The sequence below is a fragment of the Blastococcus sp. SYSU DS0539 genome, from assembly GCF_054050855.1.
Genome location: NZ_JBJHAF010000009.1, coordinates 51,332 through 68,752, shown reverse-complemented (window position 1 = coordinate 68,752; position 17,421 = coordinate 51,332). Strand labels below are relative to the sequence as shown.

At 74.9% G+C, this 17,421-nt stretch carries 22 protein-coding genes; 14 read left to right on the top strand and 8 right to left on the bottom strand.

Going from position 1 to position 17,421, the window contains the following annotated elements; all coding sequences use genetic code 11:
- Positions 1-25 precede the first annotated feature (25 nt).
- Positions 26-1,369 carry an MFS transporter gene (locus ACI790_RS12690; RefSeq protein ID WP_456570127.1) on the top strand — a complete coding sequence of 448 codons (1,344 nt, stop codon included), beginning with the start codon at positions 26-28 and terminating at the stop codon, positions 1,367-1,369.
- The gene (locus ACI790_RS12685; RefSeq protein WP_456570126.1) at positions 1,366-2,820 is read left to right on the top strand and encodes a pyridoxal phosphate-dependent decarboxylase family protein; all 1,455 of its coding nucleotides are present in this window, start codon (positions 1,366-1,368) and stop codon (positions 2,818-2,820) included. The genes ACI790_RS12690 and ACI790_RS12685 overlap by 4 nt, the downstream gene beginning before the upstream one ends.
- Here ACI790_RS12685 and ACI790_RS12680 read toward each other — a convergent pair.
- The gene (locus ACI790_RS12680; protein ID WP_456570125.1) at positions 2,810-4,006 is read right to left on the bottom strand and encodes an NAD(P)-dependent malic enzyme; all 1,197 of its coding nucleotides are present in this window, start codon (positions 4,004-4,006) and stop codon (positions 2,810-2,812) included. The two genes, ACI790_RS12685 and ACI790_RS12680, sit on opposite strands and share 11 nt — an antisense overlap.
- A 53-nt stretch (positions 4,007-4,059) precedes the next feature.
- Here ACI790_RS12680 and ACI790_RS12675 point away from each other — a divergent pair, with 53 nt between their 5' ends.
- Positions 4,060-4,662 (top strand): dTDP-4-dehydrorhamnose 3,5-epimerase family protein, encoded by a 603-nt coding sequence (locus tag ACI790_RS12675; RefSeq protein WP_456570124.1) that lies wholly within the window; start codon positions 4,060-4,062, stop codon positions 4,660-4,662.
- Here the strand turns inward: ACI790_RS12675 and ACI790_RS12670 are convergent.
- Positions 4,648-5,022 carry a S26 family signal peptidase gene (locus ACI790_RS12670; RefSeq protein WP_456570123.1) on the bottom strand — a complete coding sequence of 125 codons (375 nt, stop codon included), beginning with the start codon at positions 5,020-5,022 and terminating at the stop codon, positions 4,648-4,650. The genes ACI790_RS12675 and ACI790_RS12670 overlap by 15 nt on opposite strands.
- A gap of 51 nt (positions 5,023-5,073) precedes the next feature.
- On the opposite strand from ACI790_RS12670, the gene sodN reads away from it, so the two are divergent.
- From sodN to ACI790_RS12640, 6 genes are all read left to right on the top strand, one after another.
- Entirely contained in the window at positions 5,074-5,478 is a 405-nt protein-coding gene (gene sodN / locus ACI790_RS12665) for a superoxide dismutase, Ni (RefSeq protein ID WP_179709562.1), read from the top strand.
- A gap of 199 nt (positions 5,479-5,677) precedes the next feature.
- On the top strand, positions 5,678-6,904 hold the full coding sequence (locus ACI790_RS12660; RefSeq protein WP_456570122.1) for a PP2C family protein-serine/threonine phosphatase: 1,227 nt from the start codon (positions 5,678-5,680) through the stop codon (positions 6,902-6,904).
- Positions 6,905-6,954: 50 nt separating this feature from the next.
- Positions 6,955-7,599: a phosphatidylserine decarboxylase gene (locus ACI790_RS12655; protein WP_456570121.1), complete on the top strand. Its 645-nt coding sequence runs from the start codon at positions 6,955-6,957 to the stop codon at positions 7,597-7,599.
- A 12-nt stretch (positions 7,600-7,611) separates the two neighbouring features.
- Entirely contained in the window at positions 7,612-8,439 is an 828-nt protein-coding gene (gene pssA / locus ACI790_RS12650) for a CDP-diacylglycerol--serine O-phosphatidyltransferase (protein ID WP_456570120.1), read from the top strand.
- On the top strand, positions 8,436-8,918 hold the full coding sequence (locus ACI790_RS12645) for an N-acetyltransferase family protein (protein WP_456570119.1): 483 nt from the start codon (positions 8,436-8,438) through the stop codon (positions 8,916-8,918). The genes pssA and ACI790_RS12645 overlap by 4 nt, the downstream gene beginning before the upstream one ends.
- A 24-nt stretch (positions 8,919-8,942) precedes the next feature.
- A complete protein-coding gene (locus ACI790_RS12640) occupies positions 8,943-9,725 on the top strand; it encodes an HAD-IIA family hydrolase (protein WP_456570118.1) in 783 nt (260 codons plus the stop codon).
- 22 nt (positions 9,726-9,747) lie between these two features.
- Here ACI790_RS12640 and ACI790_RS12635 read toward each other — a convergent pair whose 3' ends face one another.
- Positions 9,748-10,230, bottom strand: a complete 483-nt coding sequence (locus ACI790_RS12635) for a hypothetical protein (protein ID WP_456570117.1) — start codon at positions 10,228-10,230, stop codon at positions 9,748-9,750.
- A gap of 90 nt (positions 10,231-10,320) precedes the next feature.
- On the opposite strand from ACI790_RS12635, the gene ACI790_RS12630 reads away from it, so the two are divergent.
- Both ACI790_RS12630 and ACI790_RS12625 read left to right on the top strand, forming a co-directional pair.
- Positions 10,321-11,346 (top strand): diacylglycerol/lipid kinase family protein, encoded by a 1,026-nt coding sequence (locus ACI790_RS12630; RefSeq protein WP_456570116.1) that lies wholly within the window; start codon positions 10,321-10,323, stop codon positions 11,344-11,346.
- A gap of 278 nt (positions 11,347-11,624) precedes the next feature.
- Complete coding sequence (locus tag ACI790_RS12625; RefSeq protein ID WP_269193302.1) at positions 11,625-11,876, top strand: WhiB family transcriptional regulator; 252 nt, start codon at positions 11,625-11,627, stop codon at positions 11,874-11,876.
- Positions 11,877-12,000: 124 nt separating this feature from the next.
- Here ACI790_RS12625 and ACI790_RS12620 read toward each other — a convergent pair whose 3' ends face one another.
- Complete coding sequence (locus tag ACI790_RS12620) at positions 12,001-13,482, bottom strand: sensor histidine kinase (protein WP_456570115.1); 1,482 nt, start codon at positions 13,480-13,482, stop codon at positions 12,001-12,003.
- A gap of 42 nt (positions 13,483-13,524) precedes the next feature.
- Here ACI790_RS12620 and ACI790_RS12615 point away from each other — a divergent pair, with 42 nt between their 5' ends.
- Entirely contained in the window at positions 13,525-14,022 is a 498-nt protein-coding gene (locus tag ACI790_RS12615) for a GNAT family N-acetyltransferase (protein ID WP_456570114.1), read from the top strand.
- A gap of 37 nt (positions 14,023-14,059) precedes the next feature.
- Here the strand turns inward: ACI790_RS12615 and ACI790_RS12610 are convergent, their stop codons facing one another.
- On the bottom strand, positions 14,060-14,284 hold the full coding sequence (locus tag ACI790_RS12610) for a biotin/lipoyl-binding carrier protein (protein ID WP_456570113.1): 225 nt from the start codon (positions 14,282-14,284) through the stop codon (positions 14,060-14,062).
- A gap of 56 nt (positions 14,285-14,340) precedes the next feature.
- Positions 14,341-15,390 (bottom strand): biotin carboxylase N-terminal domain-containing protein, encoded by a 1,050-nt coding sequence (locus tag ACI790_RS12605; protein WP_456570112.1) that lies wholly within the window; start codon positions 15,388-15,390, stop codon positions 14,341-14,343.
- Between the two features lie 171 nt (positions 15,391-15,561).
- Between ACI790_RS12605 and ACI790_RS12600 the strand changes: the two genes are divergently transcribed.
- Positions 15,562-15,636 carry a 50S ribosomal protein bL37 gene (locus ACI790_RS12600; RefSeq protein ID WP_014377707.1) on the top strand — a complete coding sequence of 25 codons (75 nt, stop codon included), beginning with the start codon at positions 15,562-15,564 and terminating at the stop codon, positions 15,634-15,636.
- A gap of 82 nt (positions 15,637-15,718) precedes the next feature.
- Here ACI790_RS12600 and rsrA read toward each other — a convergent pair whose 3' ends face one another.
- Entirely contained in the window at positions 15,719-16,057 is a 339-nt protein-coding gene (gene rsrA / locus ACI790_RS12595) for a mycothiol system anti-sigma-R factor (RefSeq protein WP_456570111.1), read from the bottom strand.
- Entirely contained in the window at positions 16,054-16,749 is a 696-nt protein-coding gene (locus ACI790_RS12590) for a sigma-70 family RNA polymerase sigma factor (RefSeq protein WP_456570110.1), read from the bottom strand. Before ACI790_RS12590 ends, rsrA begins: the two co-directional genes overlap by 4 nt.
- Before the next feature lie 196 nt (positions 16,750-16,945).
- Here ACI790_RS12590 and ybaK point away from each other — a divergent pair, with 196 nt between their 5' ends.
- Complete coding sequence (gene ybaK, locus ACI790_RS12585) at positions 16,946-17,419, top strand: Cys-tRNA(Pro) deacylase (protein ID WP_456570109.1); 474 nt, start codon at positions 16,946-16,948, stop codon at positions 17,417-17,419.
- Positions 17,420-17,421 lie beyond the last annotated feature (2 nt).

Here is a 17,421-nt window from a genome sequence, read left to right as displayed (position 1 = left end):
CCCGACCCACTACGGTGCGGGAACTGTGACGCCCGTCTCCCCCGCGCCCCGGCTCGGCCGCGGCACCCACCTGGGTTACGCGGCGGGCTCGATCGGGACGGCGGCGTTCGGGACGGTGCCCGGGCTGCTCCTCCTGTACTACCTGACCGACGTGCTCGGCGTCGCCGCAGGGATCGCGGGCCTGGTGGTCTTCCTCCCCAAGGCGTGGGACGTCTGGCTCAACCCGTGGATCGGCAGCCGCTCGGACCGCACCGCGAGCCGCTGGGGCCCCCGCCGGCCCTGGATGCTCGCGGGCGGCCTGGCCCTGCCCCCGCTGTTCGTGCTCGTGTTCGCCGGCCCGAGCGCTCCTCCGGCGCTCGCCGCCGCCTGGGTGGCGGCCACCTTCCTGCTGGCCGCCACCGCCTACGGCTGCTTCCAGGTGCCCTACGTCGCCCAGCCGGCGGAGATCACCGACGACCCCGACGAGCGCTCGACGCTCATGTCGTGGCGGGTCGCCGCGCTGGCGCTGGGCATCCTGCTGGCGGGGGCCGGCGCACCGGCCGTCGTCGACCTCGCCGGCGGTGGGCGCGGCGGCTACCTGGCGATGGCGGTGTTCGTGGCGGTGCTGCTGGCGGCCGGGATGCTCGGCGCGGTCGCCGGCACCCGGCGGGCACCGACCCTGACGCGGGTGCGCAGCGAGGGCCGGCTGGGCGCCACCCTGGCGCTGGCCTGGCGGTCAGGCCCGTTCCGGGTGCTGCTGACCGGCTTCGTGGTCCAGGCGCTGGGCATCGGCGTGATGCTGGCCGGGGTGCCCTACTTCTCCGAGCAGGTGCTGGGCGATCCGGCGGCCGGCACGGTGCTGTTCGCCGCCCTCGTCGCCCCGGCCATCCTGGTCATGCCGCTGTGGCTGCGGGTCAGCCGCCGCCTGGGCAAGCGGCAGGGGCTGGTGCTCTCCTCGGCCCTGTTCGGCACCGGCGCCGCGCTGCTCGCCGCGGTCCCCGCGGGCGGCACCGCCGTCGCGCTGCCGCTCGTGGTGCTCGTCGGGGTGGGGTACGCCGGCATGCAGATGTTCCCGCTGGCGATGCTCCCGGACGTGATCGCCGCCGACGAGGCGGCGTCCGGGGAGCGCCGGGCCGGCGTGTTCACCGGCGTCTGGACGGCTGCGGAGACCCTCGGCCTCGCCATCGGGCCCGGCCTGCTCGGCGCCCTGCTGGCCCTGGCCGGCTACGTCTCCACGACCGGCGACGAGGTCGTCACCCAGTCCGGCACCGCCGTGCTCGCCGTCCGCCTCGGGTTCACGGTCGTCCCGGCCCTGTTCGTGCTGGCCAGCATCCCCGTCCTCATCCGGTACCGGCTCGATCCCACCCCCGCCCAGGAGGTCCCCGCGTGAACCCGCAGGACGTGCTCGCAGAGCTCACCGCGCTGCAGGCCGGCGACGTGCCCACGCACGGTGGCGCCACCATGGCCTACGTCTACGACTCCGGCAGAACCGACGTCGACGCGCTGGCCGGCGCGGCCCAGGTGGCGTTCCAGTGGACCAACGCCCTGGACCCGACCGCCTTCCCCAGCGTGGCGCGGATCGAGAACGACCTCGTCGGGGCGGCCCTGGCACTGCTCGGGGGCGGCCCGGACGCCGTCGGCACGCTGACCAGCGGCGGCACCGAGAGCTGCCAGCTGGCCGTCCTCGCCGCCCGGGAGCGCTGGCGGGCGGCGGGCGGCACCGGTCGCCCGGTGCTGCTGCTGCCGGTGACCGCGCACGCGGCGTTCCGGAAGGCGGCGCACCTGTTCGACGTCGAGGTGCGCGACGTGCCGGTCGATCCGGTCACCTGCCGGGCCGACCCGTCGGCGGTGGTGCGGTTGCTGGACGAGCGGACGGTGCTGGTGGTGGTCAGCGCCCCGTCCTACCCGCACGGCGTCCTCGACCCGATCGGTGAGATCGCCGGGCTGGCGGCCGCCGCCGGGGTGCCCTGCCACGTCGACGCCTGCATCGGGGGCTGGGTGCTGCCCTTCCTCGACGACGTCCCCGAGCCGTTCGACCTCTCCGTGCCGGGGGTGACCTCGCTGTCGGTGGACCTGCACAAGTACGGCTACGCCCCCAAGGGCGTCTCGGTGCTGCTCACGGCCACCCCCGAGCTGCGGCACGCGCACTGGTTCACCACGGCGGGCTGGCCGGGGTACCCGGTGGTCAACCCGACGCTGGCCGGCACCCGCCCGGCCGGCGCCATGGCCGCCGCCTGGGCGGTGCACCGGTGGCTGGGCACGGAGGGCTACCGGGAGTTGGCCCTCGGAGCCCGGGACGCCACCGTGCGGCTGGCCGACGGGATCGCGGCCGTCCCCGGGCTGCGGGTGGTCGGCCGGCCGGTGGCCACGTTGGTGGCGCTGGCCGAGGAGGGGCCGGACGGGGTCGACGTGCTGAACCTGGCCGACGAGATGACGGCCCGCGGCTGGCTGATCCAGCCGCAGCCGCCGTTCCCCCAGGACGGCGGCGACCTGCCCGCCACGGTCCACCTGACCGTCACGGCCGCGACCGCCGGGCGGGTGGACGCGCTGCTGGCCGACCTCCGCGACGCGACCCGCGCGGCCGCCGGGCTGCCGCGCCCGGTGCCCGACCCGGACCTGGTGGCCGCGGCCGCCACGATCGACCCGTCGGCGCTGACCGTCGCCGAGGTCGAGGCGCTCCTGGAGCTCGCCGGGGTCTCCGGCGGAGCGCTCCCCGAGCGGATGGCGCCGGTGCACGCGCTGGTCGCCGCGCTCCCCCGGCCGGTCGCCGAGCGGCTGCTCGCCGGCGTCCTCGGCCGGGTCTACCGGCCGACCGTCGCGGCGGCGCCGGTCAGCGGGTGACGCCCTGCTCCCGGGCGCAGGCCCCGACGGCCTCGGCGACGGCGGCGGCGACCCGGCGGTCCAGCGGGCTCGGGACGATGTAGTCGGCCCGCAGGTCGTCCCCGACCACGTCGGCGATCGCGGTGGCCGCCGCCAGCTTCATCTCCTCGGTGATGCCGGTGGCCCCGGCGTCGATGGCGCCGCGGAAGACGCCCGGGAAGGCGAGCACGTTGTTGATCTGGTTGGGCAGGTCGCTGCGCCCGGTGGCGACGACGGCGGCGTACTTCGCCGCCATCTGCGGGTCCACCTCGGGGATGGGGTTGGCCAGCGAGAAGACGATGCAGCTCTCCGCCATCGAGGCGATCGCCGCCTCGGGCACCGAGCCGCCGGAGACACCCAGGTAGACGTCGGCCCCCGCCAGGGCCGACACCATCGAGCCGGCGAACCCCGACTCGTTGGTGTTGTCCACCAGCCACTGCTTGCTGCCGGTCAGCGCCTCGCGGCCGGCGTGCAGGATGCCCTGCGAGTCGGCGACGGCGATGTCGCGGACGCCCGCCTCGAGCAGGATCTTGGTGCACGCGACCCCCGCGGCCCCGGCGCCGGAGACCACGACCCGCAGGTCGCCCAGCTCGCGGCCGACCACCTTCGCGGCGTTGCGCAGCGCGGCGAGCACGACGATCGCCGTCCCGTGCTGGTCGTCGTGCATCACCGGGATGTCCAGCCGCTCGCGCAGCCGGGCCTCGATCTCGAAGCAGCGCGGGGCGCTGATGTCCTCGAGGTTGATGCCCCCGAAGGACGGGGCCATCGCGGCGACGGTCTCCACGATCGCGTCGACGTCGGTCGTGGACAGCACGATCGGCACCGAGGAGAGGCCGGCGAACTCGCTGAACAGGCAGGCCTTGCCCTCCATCACCGGCAGCGCGGCGGCGGGCCCGATGTCGCCCAGCCCCAGCACGGCGGTGCCGTCGGAGACGACGGCCACGACCCGGGGCGCCCAGGTGAACCGGCGGGCCAGCTCGGGCTCGGCGGCGATGGCGCTCGACACCCGGGCGACGCCCGGGGTGTAGGTGAGCGCGAGGTCGGCGATCGAGTTGATCGAGCGGGTGGACGCCACGGAGAGCTTGCCGCCCTCGTGCACCGCGAACGCCGGGTCGGCGGCGAAGCGGTCGGTGCTGACGTGGTTCCCGGGCGCCGCATTTCCGCTCATGGGCACAGCAGCGTAACCGGGGGCGACGGCCCCCGATCGCTACGGTGTGGCTCGTGGAGATCCGCGAGCTCGCCGTGCCCGACAGCTACGTGCTCGACCTGGTGCCGCACGGCGACACGCGTGGTCGTTTCACGGAGTGGTACCGGGCCGACCTGCTTTCCCAGACAGTGGGACACGCCCTTCCCCTCGCCCAGGCCAACCACAGCGTCTCCGCGCGGGGCGTCCTCCGCGGGGTGCACTTCGCGCTCGTGCCCCCCGGCCAGGCCAAGTACGTCTACTGCCCGGCCGGCCGGGTGCTCGACGTCGTCGTCGACGTGCGGGTCGACTCCCCCACGTTCGGCGTGCACGACGCGGTGCTGCTCGACAGCGACCAGCCGCGCGCTGTCTACCTCGCCGAGGGGCTCGGCCACGCCTTCGTCGCCCTGGAGGACCGCAGCTCCGTCACCTACCTGGTCTCCTCGGGCTACGACCCGGGGCGGGAGTTCGGCGTCTCCCCGCTGGACCCCGACCTGGACCTGCCCTGGCCGCCGGACGTCGAGCTCGAGCTGTCGGCCAAGGACCGGGCGGCGCCGACCCTGGCCGAGGCGCGCGAGCAGGGCCTGCTGCCGACGATGGCCGAGTGCGCGGCGCGGTACGCCCAGCTACGCCAGGTCTGACGGCGGCGCGGCCGGCAGCCGGCCGGGGCGGGGCCACAGCCGGCCGACCACCCGGCCCACGACGACGGCGGCACCGAAGGACCGGCTGTCGTCGGTGACGAACCGGTTGTCGCCCTCGACCCAGTGCCCGCCGTCGACTGCCCGGCGCACCCGCTTGACCACCAGCAGCTCCGGCCGCGCCGGGAACCGGGCCAGGACGACGTCGCCGGGGCTTACCCGGCCGCCGGGGCGGAGGCGCCGGGCCAGCAGCCGGTCACCGGAGCGCACGGTCGGGGACATCGACGGACCGCTGACGCGCACCAGGGTCCACGCGCTGGGCAGCGGATCCGCGCGCTCTCCCGCACTGTCGCCGTCGGTCACCGCGAGTAGGGTCGCAGACGACACAACCCCACGATCATCGGAGGCACATCCATGCGTCTCACCCGCATGTTCTCCGCCGTGGAGGCCACCGCGCACTGCGACCTCCCCTGCGGCGTCTACGACCCGGCCCAGGCCCGCATCGAGGCGGAGTCGGTCAAGGCCATCCAGGAGAAGTACCAGGGCAACGAGGACCCGGTCTTCCGCACCCGCGCCATCCTGATCAAGGAGCAGCGGGCGGACCTCGTCAAGCACCACCTGTGGGTGCTGTGGACCGACTACTTCAAGCCCCCGCACTTCGAGAAGTACCCGCAGCTGCACGAGCTGTTCAACAAGGCCACCAAGCAGGCCGGCGCGGCCGGCGGCAAGGGCAGCATGGACCCCGCCGAGGGCCAGAAGCTGCTCGACTACATCGCCGAGATCGACAAGATCTTCTGGGAGACGAAGGCCGCCGCCTGACCCTCTCCACCGCGCCCCGGACGGCGCCGGTCGACGCTCGTCGGCCGGCGCCGTCCGGCGTCCGCGGTCCGTCACCGGCCGGCTCCGCGAACGCCGGGACACCGGTGGTGAACAGCACGTTCACCTCCGGCGCCGCCCGGGCACACAGCACCGACCGTGGACGTCCCGCGACGTCTCGCTGCCCGAGTCAGGAGTCCCCGTGATCGACGTCGGCGCCGTGCTGCAGGAGGTGGAGGCGGCAGCCCCCATCGAGGCCGTCGAGGTGGTCGCCGCGGAGCTGGGCGACATGGTCGACGCGACCGCGGTGACGCTGCTGCTGGCGGACTTCAGCGGGCGGGCGGTCGTCCGCCTCACCTCCGCGGGCCGGGTCCCGGGCGCACGCGGCCACGGCGTGGAGCAGGCCGAGACGCTCCCACTGCCCGGGACGCGGTACGAGCAGGTCCTGCGCACCCAGCAGCCCGACGTGCGACCGCTCGGCGACGGCGCCCGGGTGGTCGTCCCGGTCACCGACCGCGGCGACGCCATCGGCCTGCTCGAGCTCGACCTCCCCCGCTACCCGTCGAACGACGAGATCGCCGACATCGGCAGCGCCGCCCACGCCCTGGCCTACGTCGTCATCGCCGCGCGCCGGCACACCGACGTCTTCGAGTGGGGCCAGCGCTCCACGCCCTTCGCGCTCGCCGCGGAGATCCAGCGCCGGCTGCTGCCACCGTCCTACACCTGCGAGGCGGGACAGTTCACCCTCGCCGGGTGGCTGGAGCCGGCCAGCTCGGTGGGTGGCGACACCTTCGACTACACGCTGGACCGCGACTGCCTGCAGCTGTCGATCACCGACGCGGTCGGGCACCAGGTGGAGGCGGCGCTCCTGGCCACGCTGCTGGTCGGTGCCCTGCGGAACGGGCGCCGCCAGGGCCACGACCTCGGCAACCAGGCGCGGTACGCCAACGACTCGCTCGCCGAGAACAGCGTGCCCGGCCAGTTCGTGACCGGGCAGCTGCTCCGGGTGGAGCTGCACTCCGGCATCGCGCAGATCGTGAACGCCGGGCACACGCTCCCGCTGCGCCTCCGGGACGGGAAGGTCGAGGAGGTCGAGCTCGCCGTCGAGGCGCCGTTCGGCGTCCTGCCGGGCAAGTCGTTCTCCGTGCAGCCCTTCCCGCTCGAACCCGGCGACCGGATCGTCTTCCTGACCGACGGCATGCTGGAGCGCAACGCCGCCTCCCTCGACGTCGCGGCCGCCCTGGCCGACAGCGCGGCCCTGCACCCCCGGGAGGTCGTCCACGAGCTGGGCGCGGCGGTCCTGCGGGCCACGGGCGGCGACCTGCGGGACGACGCCACGATGGTGTGCCTGGACTGGTACGGCGGCCGCCCCCGCGGGCGCACCAGCGAGTTCGGCGCCGACCCCGGACGCGCCTCGGCGCCCGCCTGACCCCGGACGTCCGGGCCGCCCCGCGGGTGGGCCGGTACCGTTCGGGCACCATGCGCATCGACCGGGCCGGGTGGCCTTTCATCACCGGACCCCTCCTCCCCGCCGCTGCCCTCGGCGTGGCCGGACGCCGCTGGGCCGTCTGGCCGTTCCTGGGGCTGTCGGCCTACATGGCCCTGTTCTTCCGGGACCCCGACCGGCGGTGCGACTCGGTGCCGCCCGGGCCGGACGACGTCCTGTCCCCCGCCGACGGCGTGGTGATGGTCGCCGGGACACCGCAGGACGGCGTCGCCCCCGAGGGCGACTGGCAGCAGGTGAGCGTCTTCCTGTCCGTCGTGGACGTGCACGTCAACCGCTCGCCGTACCGCGGGGAGGTCGTGGAGAGCTCCTACCGCCCGGGCAGCTTCCTGGCCGCCTACCGCAAGGAGTCGGCGCACCGGAACGAGCGCAGCGAGATCCGGCTGCGCGACGGCGACCGCACCGTGGTCTTCCGGCAGATCGTCGGCGTGCTGGCCCGCCGGATCGTCACCCGCACCGGGGTCGGCCGGACGCTGGCGACCGGCGAGCGGATGGGGCTGATGAAGTTCGGCTCGCGCATGGACGTGTTCGTGCCGCCCGAGTGCGAGATCACCGTGGCGACGGGGCAGCGGCTGCGGGGCGGCGAGACCGTCATCGCCCGCTGGCCCGCAGCCCGCTGAGGGGGGCGCCGCATGCCCAGCTCCGCGTCGGGCCAGCGCCCACCCCAGACGCGTCGCACGGCCACCGTCGAGTTCGTCCGCGGCTCGGTGCGGGGCAGCCGGCGGCGCGCGCTCGCCACCCTGCCCAGCCTCTTCACCCTCGGCAACATGCTGTGCGGCTTCGCCGCCATCCTGGTGTCCATCCGCGGCGACCACACCCTCGCCGCGGTCCTCATCGGCCTGTCGGTGCTGTTCGACATCACCGACGGCGCCGTCGCCCGCCTGGTCGGTGCCGTGACGCCGTTCGGCCTGCAGTTCGACTCGCTGGCCGACCTGGTCTCCTTCGGCCTCGCGCCGGCGCTGCTGGCGTTCACGCTCTTCTCCGAGGGCCGCGACGAGTGGGACCCGCTCGGCTGGGTGGTCTGCTTCCTGTGGGTGGCGTGCGCCGCCATCCGGCTGGCCCGCTTCAACGTCACGATCGACCCCACCGCGGACAAGCGGTACTTCATCGGCATGCCGAGCCCCGGCGCGGCCGGCGTCGTGCTGGCCTCGGTCTTCGCCTTCGGCGACGACATGCAGGGCCGCGACCGGCTGTGGGTGCTGCTGGTGGTGGCGGTCCCGGCGGTGCTGATGGTGACCAACGTCCGGTTCCGGTCGTTCCGGTCGCTGGTCAGCCCGAAGAGCGGCCGGCCCTACGGGCTGGTCGCCACGGCGGTGCTGCTGGTGATCGGCTTCGCCCTGTTCCCGGTGGTCACCGGCTGCGTGCTGGCCTACGGCTACCTCTTCGCCCCGGTGCTCGTGCCGGTGCTCTCCCCGCTGAGCCGGCTGGTACCGGCTCGCCTCAAGGAGGTCCTGTCATGAGCGTCCGGCCGATCCGTCCCGAGGACGTCCCCGCGGTGGTGGGGCTGGTCCGGGAGCTGGCCGACTACGAGAAGGCGCTGCCCGAGGTGCGGCTCACCGAGGAGCAGCTCACCGCCTGCCTGTTCGGCGACTCCCCCGCCCTGTACGGCCACGTCGCGGAGTCCGGGGGACGCGTGGTCGGCATGGCTCTGTGGTTCCTCAACTTCTCCACCTGGCGCGGCACCCACGGCGTCTACCTCGAGGACCTCTACGTCCAGCCGCAGCACCGCGGCACGGGCCTCGGCCGGGAGCTGCTCCGCACGCTCGCGCAGGTGTGCGTGGACCGCGGCTACTCCCGGCTCGAGTGGTCGGTGCTGGACTGGAACATCCCGTCGATCGACTTCTACCGGGCCGCCGGAGCCGTCCCCATGGACGAGTGGACGGTGTTCCGGCTGACCGACGACGCGCTCGCGTCGTTCGCCTCGGCCGTCCGCGGCTGACCGACCGGCGCTAGCGTTCGGCCCGTGACCACCGACCGCGGACCGATCGAGTGCTGGCTGACCGACATGGACGGCGTCCTCGTCCACGAGGGGCACGCCCTCCCCGGGGCGAAGGACTTCCTCGACCGCCTGGTCGAGCTGCGCCGCCGGTTCCTCGTCCTCACCAACAACTCCATCTTCACGCCCCGCGACCTCGCGGCCCGGCTGAGCCGCACGGGGCTGCTCGTGCCGGAGGAGGCGATCTGGACCTCCGCGCTGGCGACGGCGGACTTCCTCACCACCCAGCTGCCCGGCGGATCGGCCTACGTCATCGGCGAGGCCGGGCTGACCACGGCCCTCTACGAAGCCGGCTACACCCTCACCGACACCGATCCGGACTACGTCGTCCTCGGGGAGACCCGCACGTACTCGTTCGAGGCGATCACCCGGGCCATCCGCCTGGTGGGCGGCGGCGCCCGCTTCATCGCCACGAACCCCGACGTCACCGGCCCCTCCCCCGAGGGCCCGCTGCCGGCGACCGGGTCGGTGGCCGCGATGATCACCGCGGCGACCGGCGCGAAGCCCTACTTCGTCGGCAAGCCCAACCCGATGATGTTCCGCAGCGCCATGAACCGGATCCAGGCGCACTCCGAGTCCACGATCATGGTCGGCGACCGCATGGACACCGACGTCGTCGCCGGGATCGAGGCCGGCCTGGAGACGGTGCTCGTGCTGTCCGGGTCCACGGCGGCCGACGAGGTGGCGCGCTTCCCCTTCCGGCCCAGCCGGGTGCTCGACTCCATCGCCGACGTGATCGAGCTGATCTGAGCGGGGGCCCGGCCGGGGCCGGTCAGCGGTCCAGGTAGGCCAGCCGGGACTCGGGGGTGGCCAGCAGGTAGAGCACGGTGACCACCAGCGCCAGGATGGGCAGGCCGATCAGCGGCTGCTGGGCCGTGAAGGCGAAGGTGAAGCCGGTCAGCCCCAGGAACAGCTGCAGGGCCACCACCGGGCCGCGGGCCCAGCCCGCCACCCGCCACAGGCCGCGCGCGGCGGCACCGAGGACGCCGGCGGCCAGCGCGGCCAGCACCACCTCGGCCAGGGCGCGGGGCACGCTCTCCGGGTCACCGGTCAGCGTGAGGAACAGCAGCGCGAGCGCACCGAGGGCGAAGAGCGCCGCCTCGACCCCCACCGCGAGCGCGGCCCGGCGCAGCGACGGCGGCGCCTCGGTCCGCGGCGCCGCGGGACGGGGAGCCGGCTGGGCCGCCGTGGGGCCGAACAGCCGGTCGGCCAGGCGACGGGGCGGCGGAGCGGGCGCGCCGCGGTCCTCGGTCACGACGGCGAGGATACGCGGCACCCGCCTCCGGCCAGGCCCGTCGCCCGCGCCGTCCGACGGCTCCGCGGACCCGCTGGATAGCCTGGCCGCATGCGCGCGCTCGTGGTCGTCAACCCGGCGGCGACCACCACCACCGCGAAGATGCGGAACGTGCTGGTGGGCGCTCTGGCCAGCGAGTTGAAGGTCGACGTCGCCGAGACCGGCCACCGCGGCCACGCCCGGGAGTTGGGCGCCCGTGCCGTCGCTGAGGGGATCGACGTGGTCGTCGCCCTCGGTGGCGACGGCACGGTGAACGAGGTGGTCAACGGGCTCCTGACCGACGGCCCCGGAGCGGGCGTGCCCACGCTGGCGGTCGTCCCGGGTGGCTCGACCAACGTGTTCTCCCGGGCCCTGGGCCGGTCCCGCGACCCGGTGGAGGCGACCGCGGAGATCCTGGCCTCGCTGCGCGCGGGCCGCACCCGGTCGGTGTCGCTGGGCACCGCGAGCGCCACCGGGACCAGCACGGCGGCGGTGACCGGTGTGGCGCCGTCCGCGGCGGAGGCGGTCGCTCGCGCCGACGCCGACGCCGACGGGCCCGGGTGGACCGATCCGCGGTGGTTCGTGTTCGCCGCCGGCTTCGGTTTCGACGCCGAGGTGATCGCCCGGGTGGAGGCCCGCCGCGCGCAGGGCCGCCGGTCGACCGGCGCGCTCTACGTCCGGGAGGGCACCACCGCCTTCCTCGTCGGCCGGGAGCGCCGGCGGCCGGCCATGACCCTGCAGGTGCCCGGGGAACCGCCCCTCGAGGAGCTCTTCCTCTGCCTGGTGTCCAACGTCAGCCCCTGGACCTACCTGGGGGCCCGGCCGGTGAACCCCACGCCCCAGGCCTCCTTCGACACCGGTCTCGACGTCTTCGCCCTGGGCCGCGTGACCACCGCGCGGATGCTGCGCGCCCTGCGGCAGACCATGCGGCCCGAGCCCGATCTGCGCGGGCGTGGCCTGCACCGGTGGCACGACCTCCAGGAGCTCACCGTCACAGCCGTGCGCCCCCAGGGCTGGCAGGTCGACGGCGACCACCTCGGCACCGCCACCGGGGTGCGCATCCGGAACGTCCCGGACGCGCTGCGCGTCATCGCCTGACAGGTTTCCCGGGCGGGGCGCAAGGGCAGTCCCTCCGCCGAGTGGCGGGCCTACCACGCCCGTGGTGAGGTTGCTCACGCGGGGGTCAGCGTGGACCCTCATTCGCTTGACTTGCGTCCGGCACGTGAAAACATCGCTGCTGGAAAGCAACCTGCCGGTAACAAAGCAGGCAGTCGCTGCCGCCATGGCGCTGGGTACCCCGGTGTCGGCCCGGCGATGGCAGACCGAGCAAGGCGACTGACGCACCGACCGTAGACGACATCGAGGAGTACAACGCCATGGACTGGCGCCACCGCGCGCTCTGCCGGGACGAGGATCCGGAGCTGTTCTTCCCGATCGGGACGACAGGTCCGGCCGTGGTCCAGATCGAGCAGGCGAAGGCCGTGTGCCAGCGCTGCCCGGTGGTCTCGTCGTGCCTGGACTGGGCCCTGCGCTCCGGTCAGGACTCCGGTGTCTGGGGTGGGCTCTCCGAGGACGAGCGACGCGCGCTGAAGCGGCGCCAGGCTCGCACCCGGGTGCACACCGCCTGACCAGGGGCACCACGACGGCTGCCGGGCTTCCCGGCGGCCCACCGCACCACCGCGATCGCACCGACCGCCACGAGGCCGGTCCGGGGACTCCCCGGACCGGCCTCGGCGTCTTCCGGCGGCGCGCTCAGCGACGCGGCCAGGCACCTCCCGGCAGGTGCAGCACCACCTCGGTGCCGGACCGGCCTTCCGGTGCCCCCATCGTGAGGCTGCCGCCCAGCTCGCTGGTCACCAGCGTGCGCACGATCTGCAGGCCGAGCCCGTCGCTGGCGGCCGGGTCGAAGTCCGGCGGCAGGCCCCGGCCGTCGTCCCGGACGCGGACCCGCAGGCCCTCGCCGTCCCGCTCGGCGATCAGCTCGATGACGCCGGGCTCCGCCTCGGGGAAGGCGTGCTCCGCGGCGTTGTGCAGCAGCTCGGTCACCGCCAGGACCAGCGGTGTCGCGGCCGCCGCCGGGAGCTCGCCGAACGAGCCGGTCCGCCGGGTCCGGGCCGCCGGCCCCACCGAGGTGAGGTCACCGAGCATCGGCAGCACCTGGTCCAGGACGTCGTCGACGTCGACGACGTCCTCCCGGCTACCGGCCAGCGTCTCGTGCACGACGGCGATCGAGGCGACCCGGCGCACCGACTCCTCGAGCGCCGCCCGGGCCGCCGGCTCGGTCATCCGGCGGGCCTGCAGGCGCAGCAGGGCGGCCACCGTCTGCAGGTTGTTCTTCACCCGGTGGTGGATCTCCCGGATGGTCGCGTCCTTGGTGAGCAGCGCCCGGTCCCGCCGCCGGACGTCGGTCACGTCGCGCACCAGCACCAGCGCGCCGGGGGCGGCGCCGGGAGCCTGGAGCGGCAGCGCCCGCAGCAGCAGGGTGGCGCTGGCCGCCTCGACGTCCATGGGATGTCGGTAGCGCCCCGCGACCGCCGCCGTGATGCCGGCCGCGACCGCCTCGCCCGCCACCCGGTCGGTCACCGCCCGGCAGGTCACCTCCGCGAGGGTCGCGCCGGCCAGGTCACCGGCCACCCCGATCCGCCGGTAGGCCGAGAGCGCGTTGGGGCTGGCGTAGCTGACCCGTCCGGCGCCGTCCAGGCGCACCAGCCCGTCGCCCACCCGCGGGCTCATCTCCGCGTCCTCGAGCGTGCCCGGCGGGAACGTGCCGGCCGAGATCATGAGGCAGAGGTCGGCGGCGATGTCGAGGTAGGTCAGCTCCAGCGTCGACGGCGAGCGGGTGACCGCGAGGTTGGTGTCCTTGGCCAGGACGGCGATACCCACGCCCTCGTGCCGGACCGGGATCACCTCCCGGCGGCGCGGGGTGTGCCCCGTCCAGTCGGGCTCCCCCTCGGTGACCGGCCGGCCGTCGCGCTGGGCCACTGCGAACGGCCGGGCCTCCTCCGGGCCGACCTCGGCGCCGACCATGTCCTCCGGCCGGCTGGTCGGCGCGGTGAGCGGCCGCACCTGGGCGACGCACCACCACGAGCCCGAGGGCAGCGGCACCCACAGCGTCAGGTCGGCGAACGCCAGGTCGGCCAGCAGCTGCCAGTCGGCGACCAGGCGCCGGGCGTGGTCGATCTGGGCGGCGCTGGACGCCGTGCCGCGGGTGAGGCGCTCGGAGAGGCTGCTCATGGTGCGCCGAGCCTAGGACCCGGCCCCTCCTAGGCTTCCACCGTGGCGTCCCTCCCCGCCCTGCACGTCGAGGTCGCCGGCCCCGGCGACCACGCGCGCGTCGCGCAGCTCACCGTGGACGTCTACGTGGGTGGTGACCTCGCCTCCATCGGGTACGCCGCGGAGCTCGCCGACGTCGACGGCCGCGCCCGCCGGGCGCAGCTGCTCGTGGCCCGGGACGGCACCGGCCGGATCGTCGGCAGCGTCGCCTTCGTGCCGGACGGCGAGTTCGGCGAGGTGCTGGAGTCCGCCGACGAGGCGGGCTTCCGGATGCTCGTGGTCGATCCGGAGGCGCAGGGGCGCGGCATCGGGGCGGCGCTGGTGTCGGCGTGCCTGGACCGCGCCCGGACGGTGGGCAAGCGGCGGGTGGTCATCTCCACCGGCACGCGCATGACCGCGGCGCACCGGCTGTACGAGCGGCTGGGCTTCACCCGCCTGCCCGAGCGGGACTGGAGCCCGGTGCCGGGCATCGATCTGCTGGTCTACGCCCGGGAGGTCTGAGGAGGCGACCCGCCCCGCGCGGCCCCGGGAGGGCGGCTCAGGCGTCGGAGACGGTGGCGATCAGGTCGCCCTCCTGGAGGACCTCGCCCTCCACGACGTGCAGCTCCTGCACGGTGCCCGACCGCTCGGTGAGCACCGGGATCTCCATCTTCATCGACTCCAGGATGACCAGCGTGTCACCGGCGGACACCTGCGCCCCCGGCGCGACGAGCACCTTCCAGACGCTGGAGACCATCTCAGCGTGGATCTCCTCGACCGCCACCGGTACCTCCCGCGCTCACCGTCCGGACGACCTCATCCAAGCACGTGACCAGCCCGTCAGGTCTCCGGAACGGCCCGCCCCTCGGCGAGTCGGGCCACCACGGCGCAGACCTCGGAGCCGTCGTGCGGCACGCCGGTCTCGGGCAGCCCGGTCAGCGTCAGGCGGGCGGCGCGGGCGGCCGTCGCGACGTCCGCCGCGCCGGCGCTGACCGTGGCGAGCAGCGCGTCGTACCAGCCGTCGAGCCGGTCGCCGGGGTCGTAGCCGGTCACCGCCACCAGGTCGATGTCGGCCTCGGCCGTCAGCCGGCGGCCCGAGCCGGGCAGCCGCCCGCTGATCCGCCCCGCGCTGCCCGGGGGCAGCGTGGACCGCAGCTGGACGGCGACCGCGGCACGGGCGTCCGGGCGGGCCGCCGGGTCCGGGCCGGGCACCCGCGGCCCGACGGCGCTGCGCAGGGCCAGCTCGACGGCGTCCACGCCGTGCGAGCGCTCCAGCACCGCCATGTCCAGGGAGAACCCGGCGGCCACCTCGGCCAGCTCGCCGTCCGGGGCGATGCCCACGGTCACCAGGCCGCGCCAGCCCACCTCGGCGAGCCGGTGCGCCGCCTGCGGCAGGTCCTCCGGCGCAGCGGGCGTCCAGGACACCCGCGCGATGCCGGCCGCGCGGTCCCGGGCCACCGGCGTGGTGAAGCGCAGCCCCTCGGCGGTCACCCAGGCCAGGAAGCCCCGTTCGCTGGCCGGCTCCACGCCGTCGCCACCCAGCCGCTCCAGGACCTCGGGGGCCGGCCCGGCCCAGCGCAGCCCCGCGGCGAGGACCGCGCTCGCCAGCCGGGCGTTCCCCGCCAGCGCGGGAGGGACCGGCAGCACGGTGTCGGCCCCGCTGCGCCGGGCGGCCTCCACGATCCGGTCGACCGCGAGGTAGGACTCCGTGGCCGGCGCCGGCCCCAGCAGGACGGCGTCGTCGGCCAGGCGGACGTGCCGTGCCGCGCGCTCGGTCTCGCTGTGCACGGCGACGGCCTTGAGGCCCAGCCGCTGGCATGCGCCCACCGTGGCGCAGCCCGCGGGACCCCGTCCTGCGACCAGGACGGTCTCGATCCCCAGCTGCGGCACTGCTGTTCCTCCTGCGTCGCCCGGCCCGGCACACGGCCGGGCGCCTCCGTGAGAGGCTTGTCTGGTCAGCTTGGCGGGTCCGTCGGCGTCGTGCACCCTACGTGGGCCGCGCCGGGGCCCCGCGGGATCCAGGGGCCGAGCGGCCCACCGGGAAGTGAGAGGAGGGCAGCGATGTCCAAGCGCGGACGCAAGCGTCGCTCCCGCAAGGGGAACAAGGCCAACCACGGCAAGCGCCCCAACGCCTGAGAGCGGGCCCTCTGCACGCAGAGGGGTCATGCGCCAGAGGCCCAGAACCCATCGGGTTCTGGGCCTCTGGCGTGGACCGGTCCTACCCGGTGGGGCGCTCCCCCGACCGCTCGACCGTCAGCCGCTCGACGCTGACCTGGGTGCCGTCCTCCTCGAAGGAGACACTGGTCAGCTGCACCTTGATGCGCTCGCGCAGGCCCGACGGCGGCTTGTCGCCCCCGCAACGCCGGCGCACGAGCGCCTTGAACTCCTGCTCGATGCCGAACTCGCGCAGGCAGGAGGAACAGTCCTCGAGGTGCTCGGCGATCAGGCCGCGCCGTTCGTCGGTGGTCTCGTGGTCGAGGAACTCGAAGACGTGCGTCAGGACGTCGTCGCACGAGTTGATGTCGAGGGGTTCGCCGACCCCGTGCTCGCTGCTCACGACCGGGTCGCCTCCTCACCGGCTCCGGCGCGGACGAAGCCGCGCTCGCGGGCGTAGTCGGCCAGCAGCTTCTGCAGCCCGCGTCGCCCGCGGTGCAGCCGGGACATCACCGTGCCGATGGGCGTGCCCATGATCTCGGCGATCTCCTTGTAGGCGAAGCCCTCGACGTCGGCCAGGTAGACGGCGAGCCGGAAGTCCTCCGGCAGCTGCTGAAGCGCGTCCTTGATGTCGGAGTCCGGCAGGTGGTCCAGCGCCTCGATCTCGGCCGAGCGCAGCCCCGTGGAGCTGTGCTCCTCCGCGGCGTAGAGCTGCCAGTCCTGCACCTGCTCGGTGGGGTACTGCTGCGGCTGCCGCTGCTTCTTGCGGTAGCTGTTGATGTAGGTGTTGGTCAGGATCCGGTACAGCCAGGCCTTGAGGTTGGTGCCCTCGGCGAACTGGTGGAACGCGGAGTAGGCCTTCACGAACGTCTCCTGCACCAGGTCCTCGGCGTCGGCCGGGTTGCGGGTCATCCGCAGCGCCGCGGGATAGAGCTGGTCCAGGAAGGGCAGCGCGTCGCGCTCGAACCGGGCATCCCGCTCGGCGCGGGTCTCGGCGAGCTCCGTGCGACTCCCGCCCTCACGGGCCTCCGGCACCTCCACCGGAGCGCCCTCGGGCAGCTGACCGGCGTTGTCTACCGCGGAATCCTCAGGCACCGACCGTCCTCTCCGGGGCCCCCGGACGCGGGGCACCACGTCGGTCGATCCTAGCCGTGCGGCGTCCGGACGGCCCGGGGGACGCCGGTGCACGGCCCGCGTGCGGGTGGTCGAGACGGTGCTGCTCACGGCCGGTGCAACGGCACCGCCCGCCGTGGCCATTCCCGCCGGGCCGGTGATCGCTACGCTCCCGTGCGTGGCGGCAACCCCGGCGGTGCGGGTCCTGGAGCAGGCGAAGGTGAGCCACACGCTGCACCCGTACGACCCCGAGCACCCGGCCGAGCAGGGGCACGGCGAGGCCGCCGTCGCCGCCCTCGGGGCCGATCCGCGGCAGGTGTTCAAGACCCTGGTCACCCGCGTCGACGGCGCCCTCACCGTCGCCGTGGTGCCGGTCAGCGGCGCCCTCGACCTCAAGGCCCTGGCCACGGCCGCCGGAGGGCGCAGGGCGGCGATGGCCGAGCCGGCCGACGCCGAGCGCGCGACCGGCTACGTGCTCGGCGGGATCAGCCCGCTGGGCCAGCGGAAGGGCCTGCCGACCGTCGTGGACGACTCCGCGCTGGAGTTCCCCACCGTCCTGGTCAGCGCCGGGAAGCGCGGGCTCCAGCTGGAGCTGCCGCCCGGCGACCTGGTGCGGCTGACCCGGGCCCGGACCGCGCCGATCGGCCGCTGAGC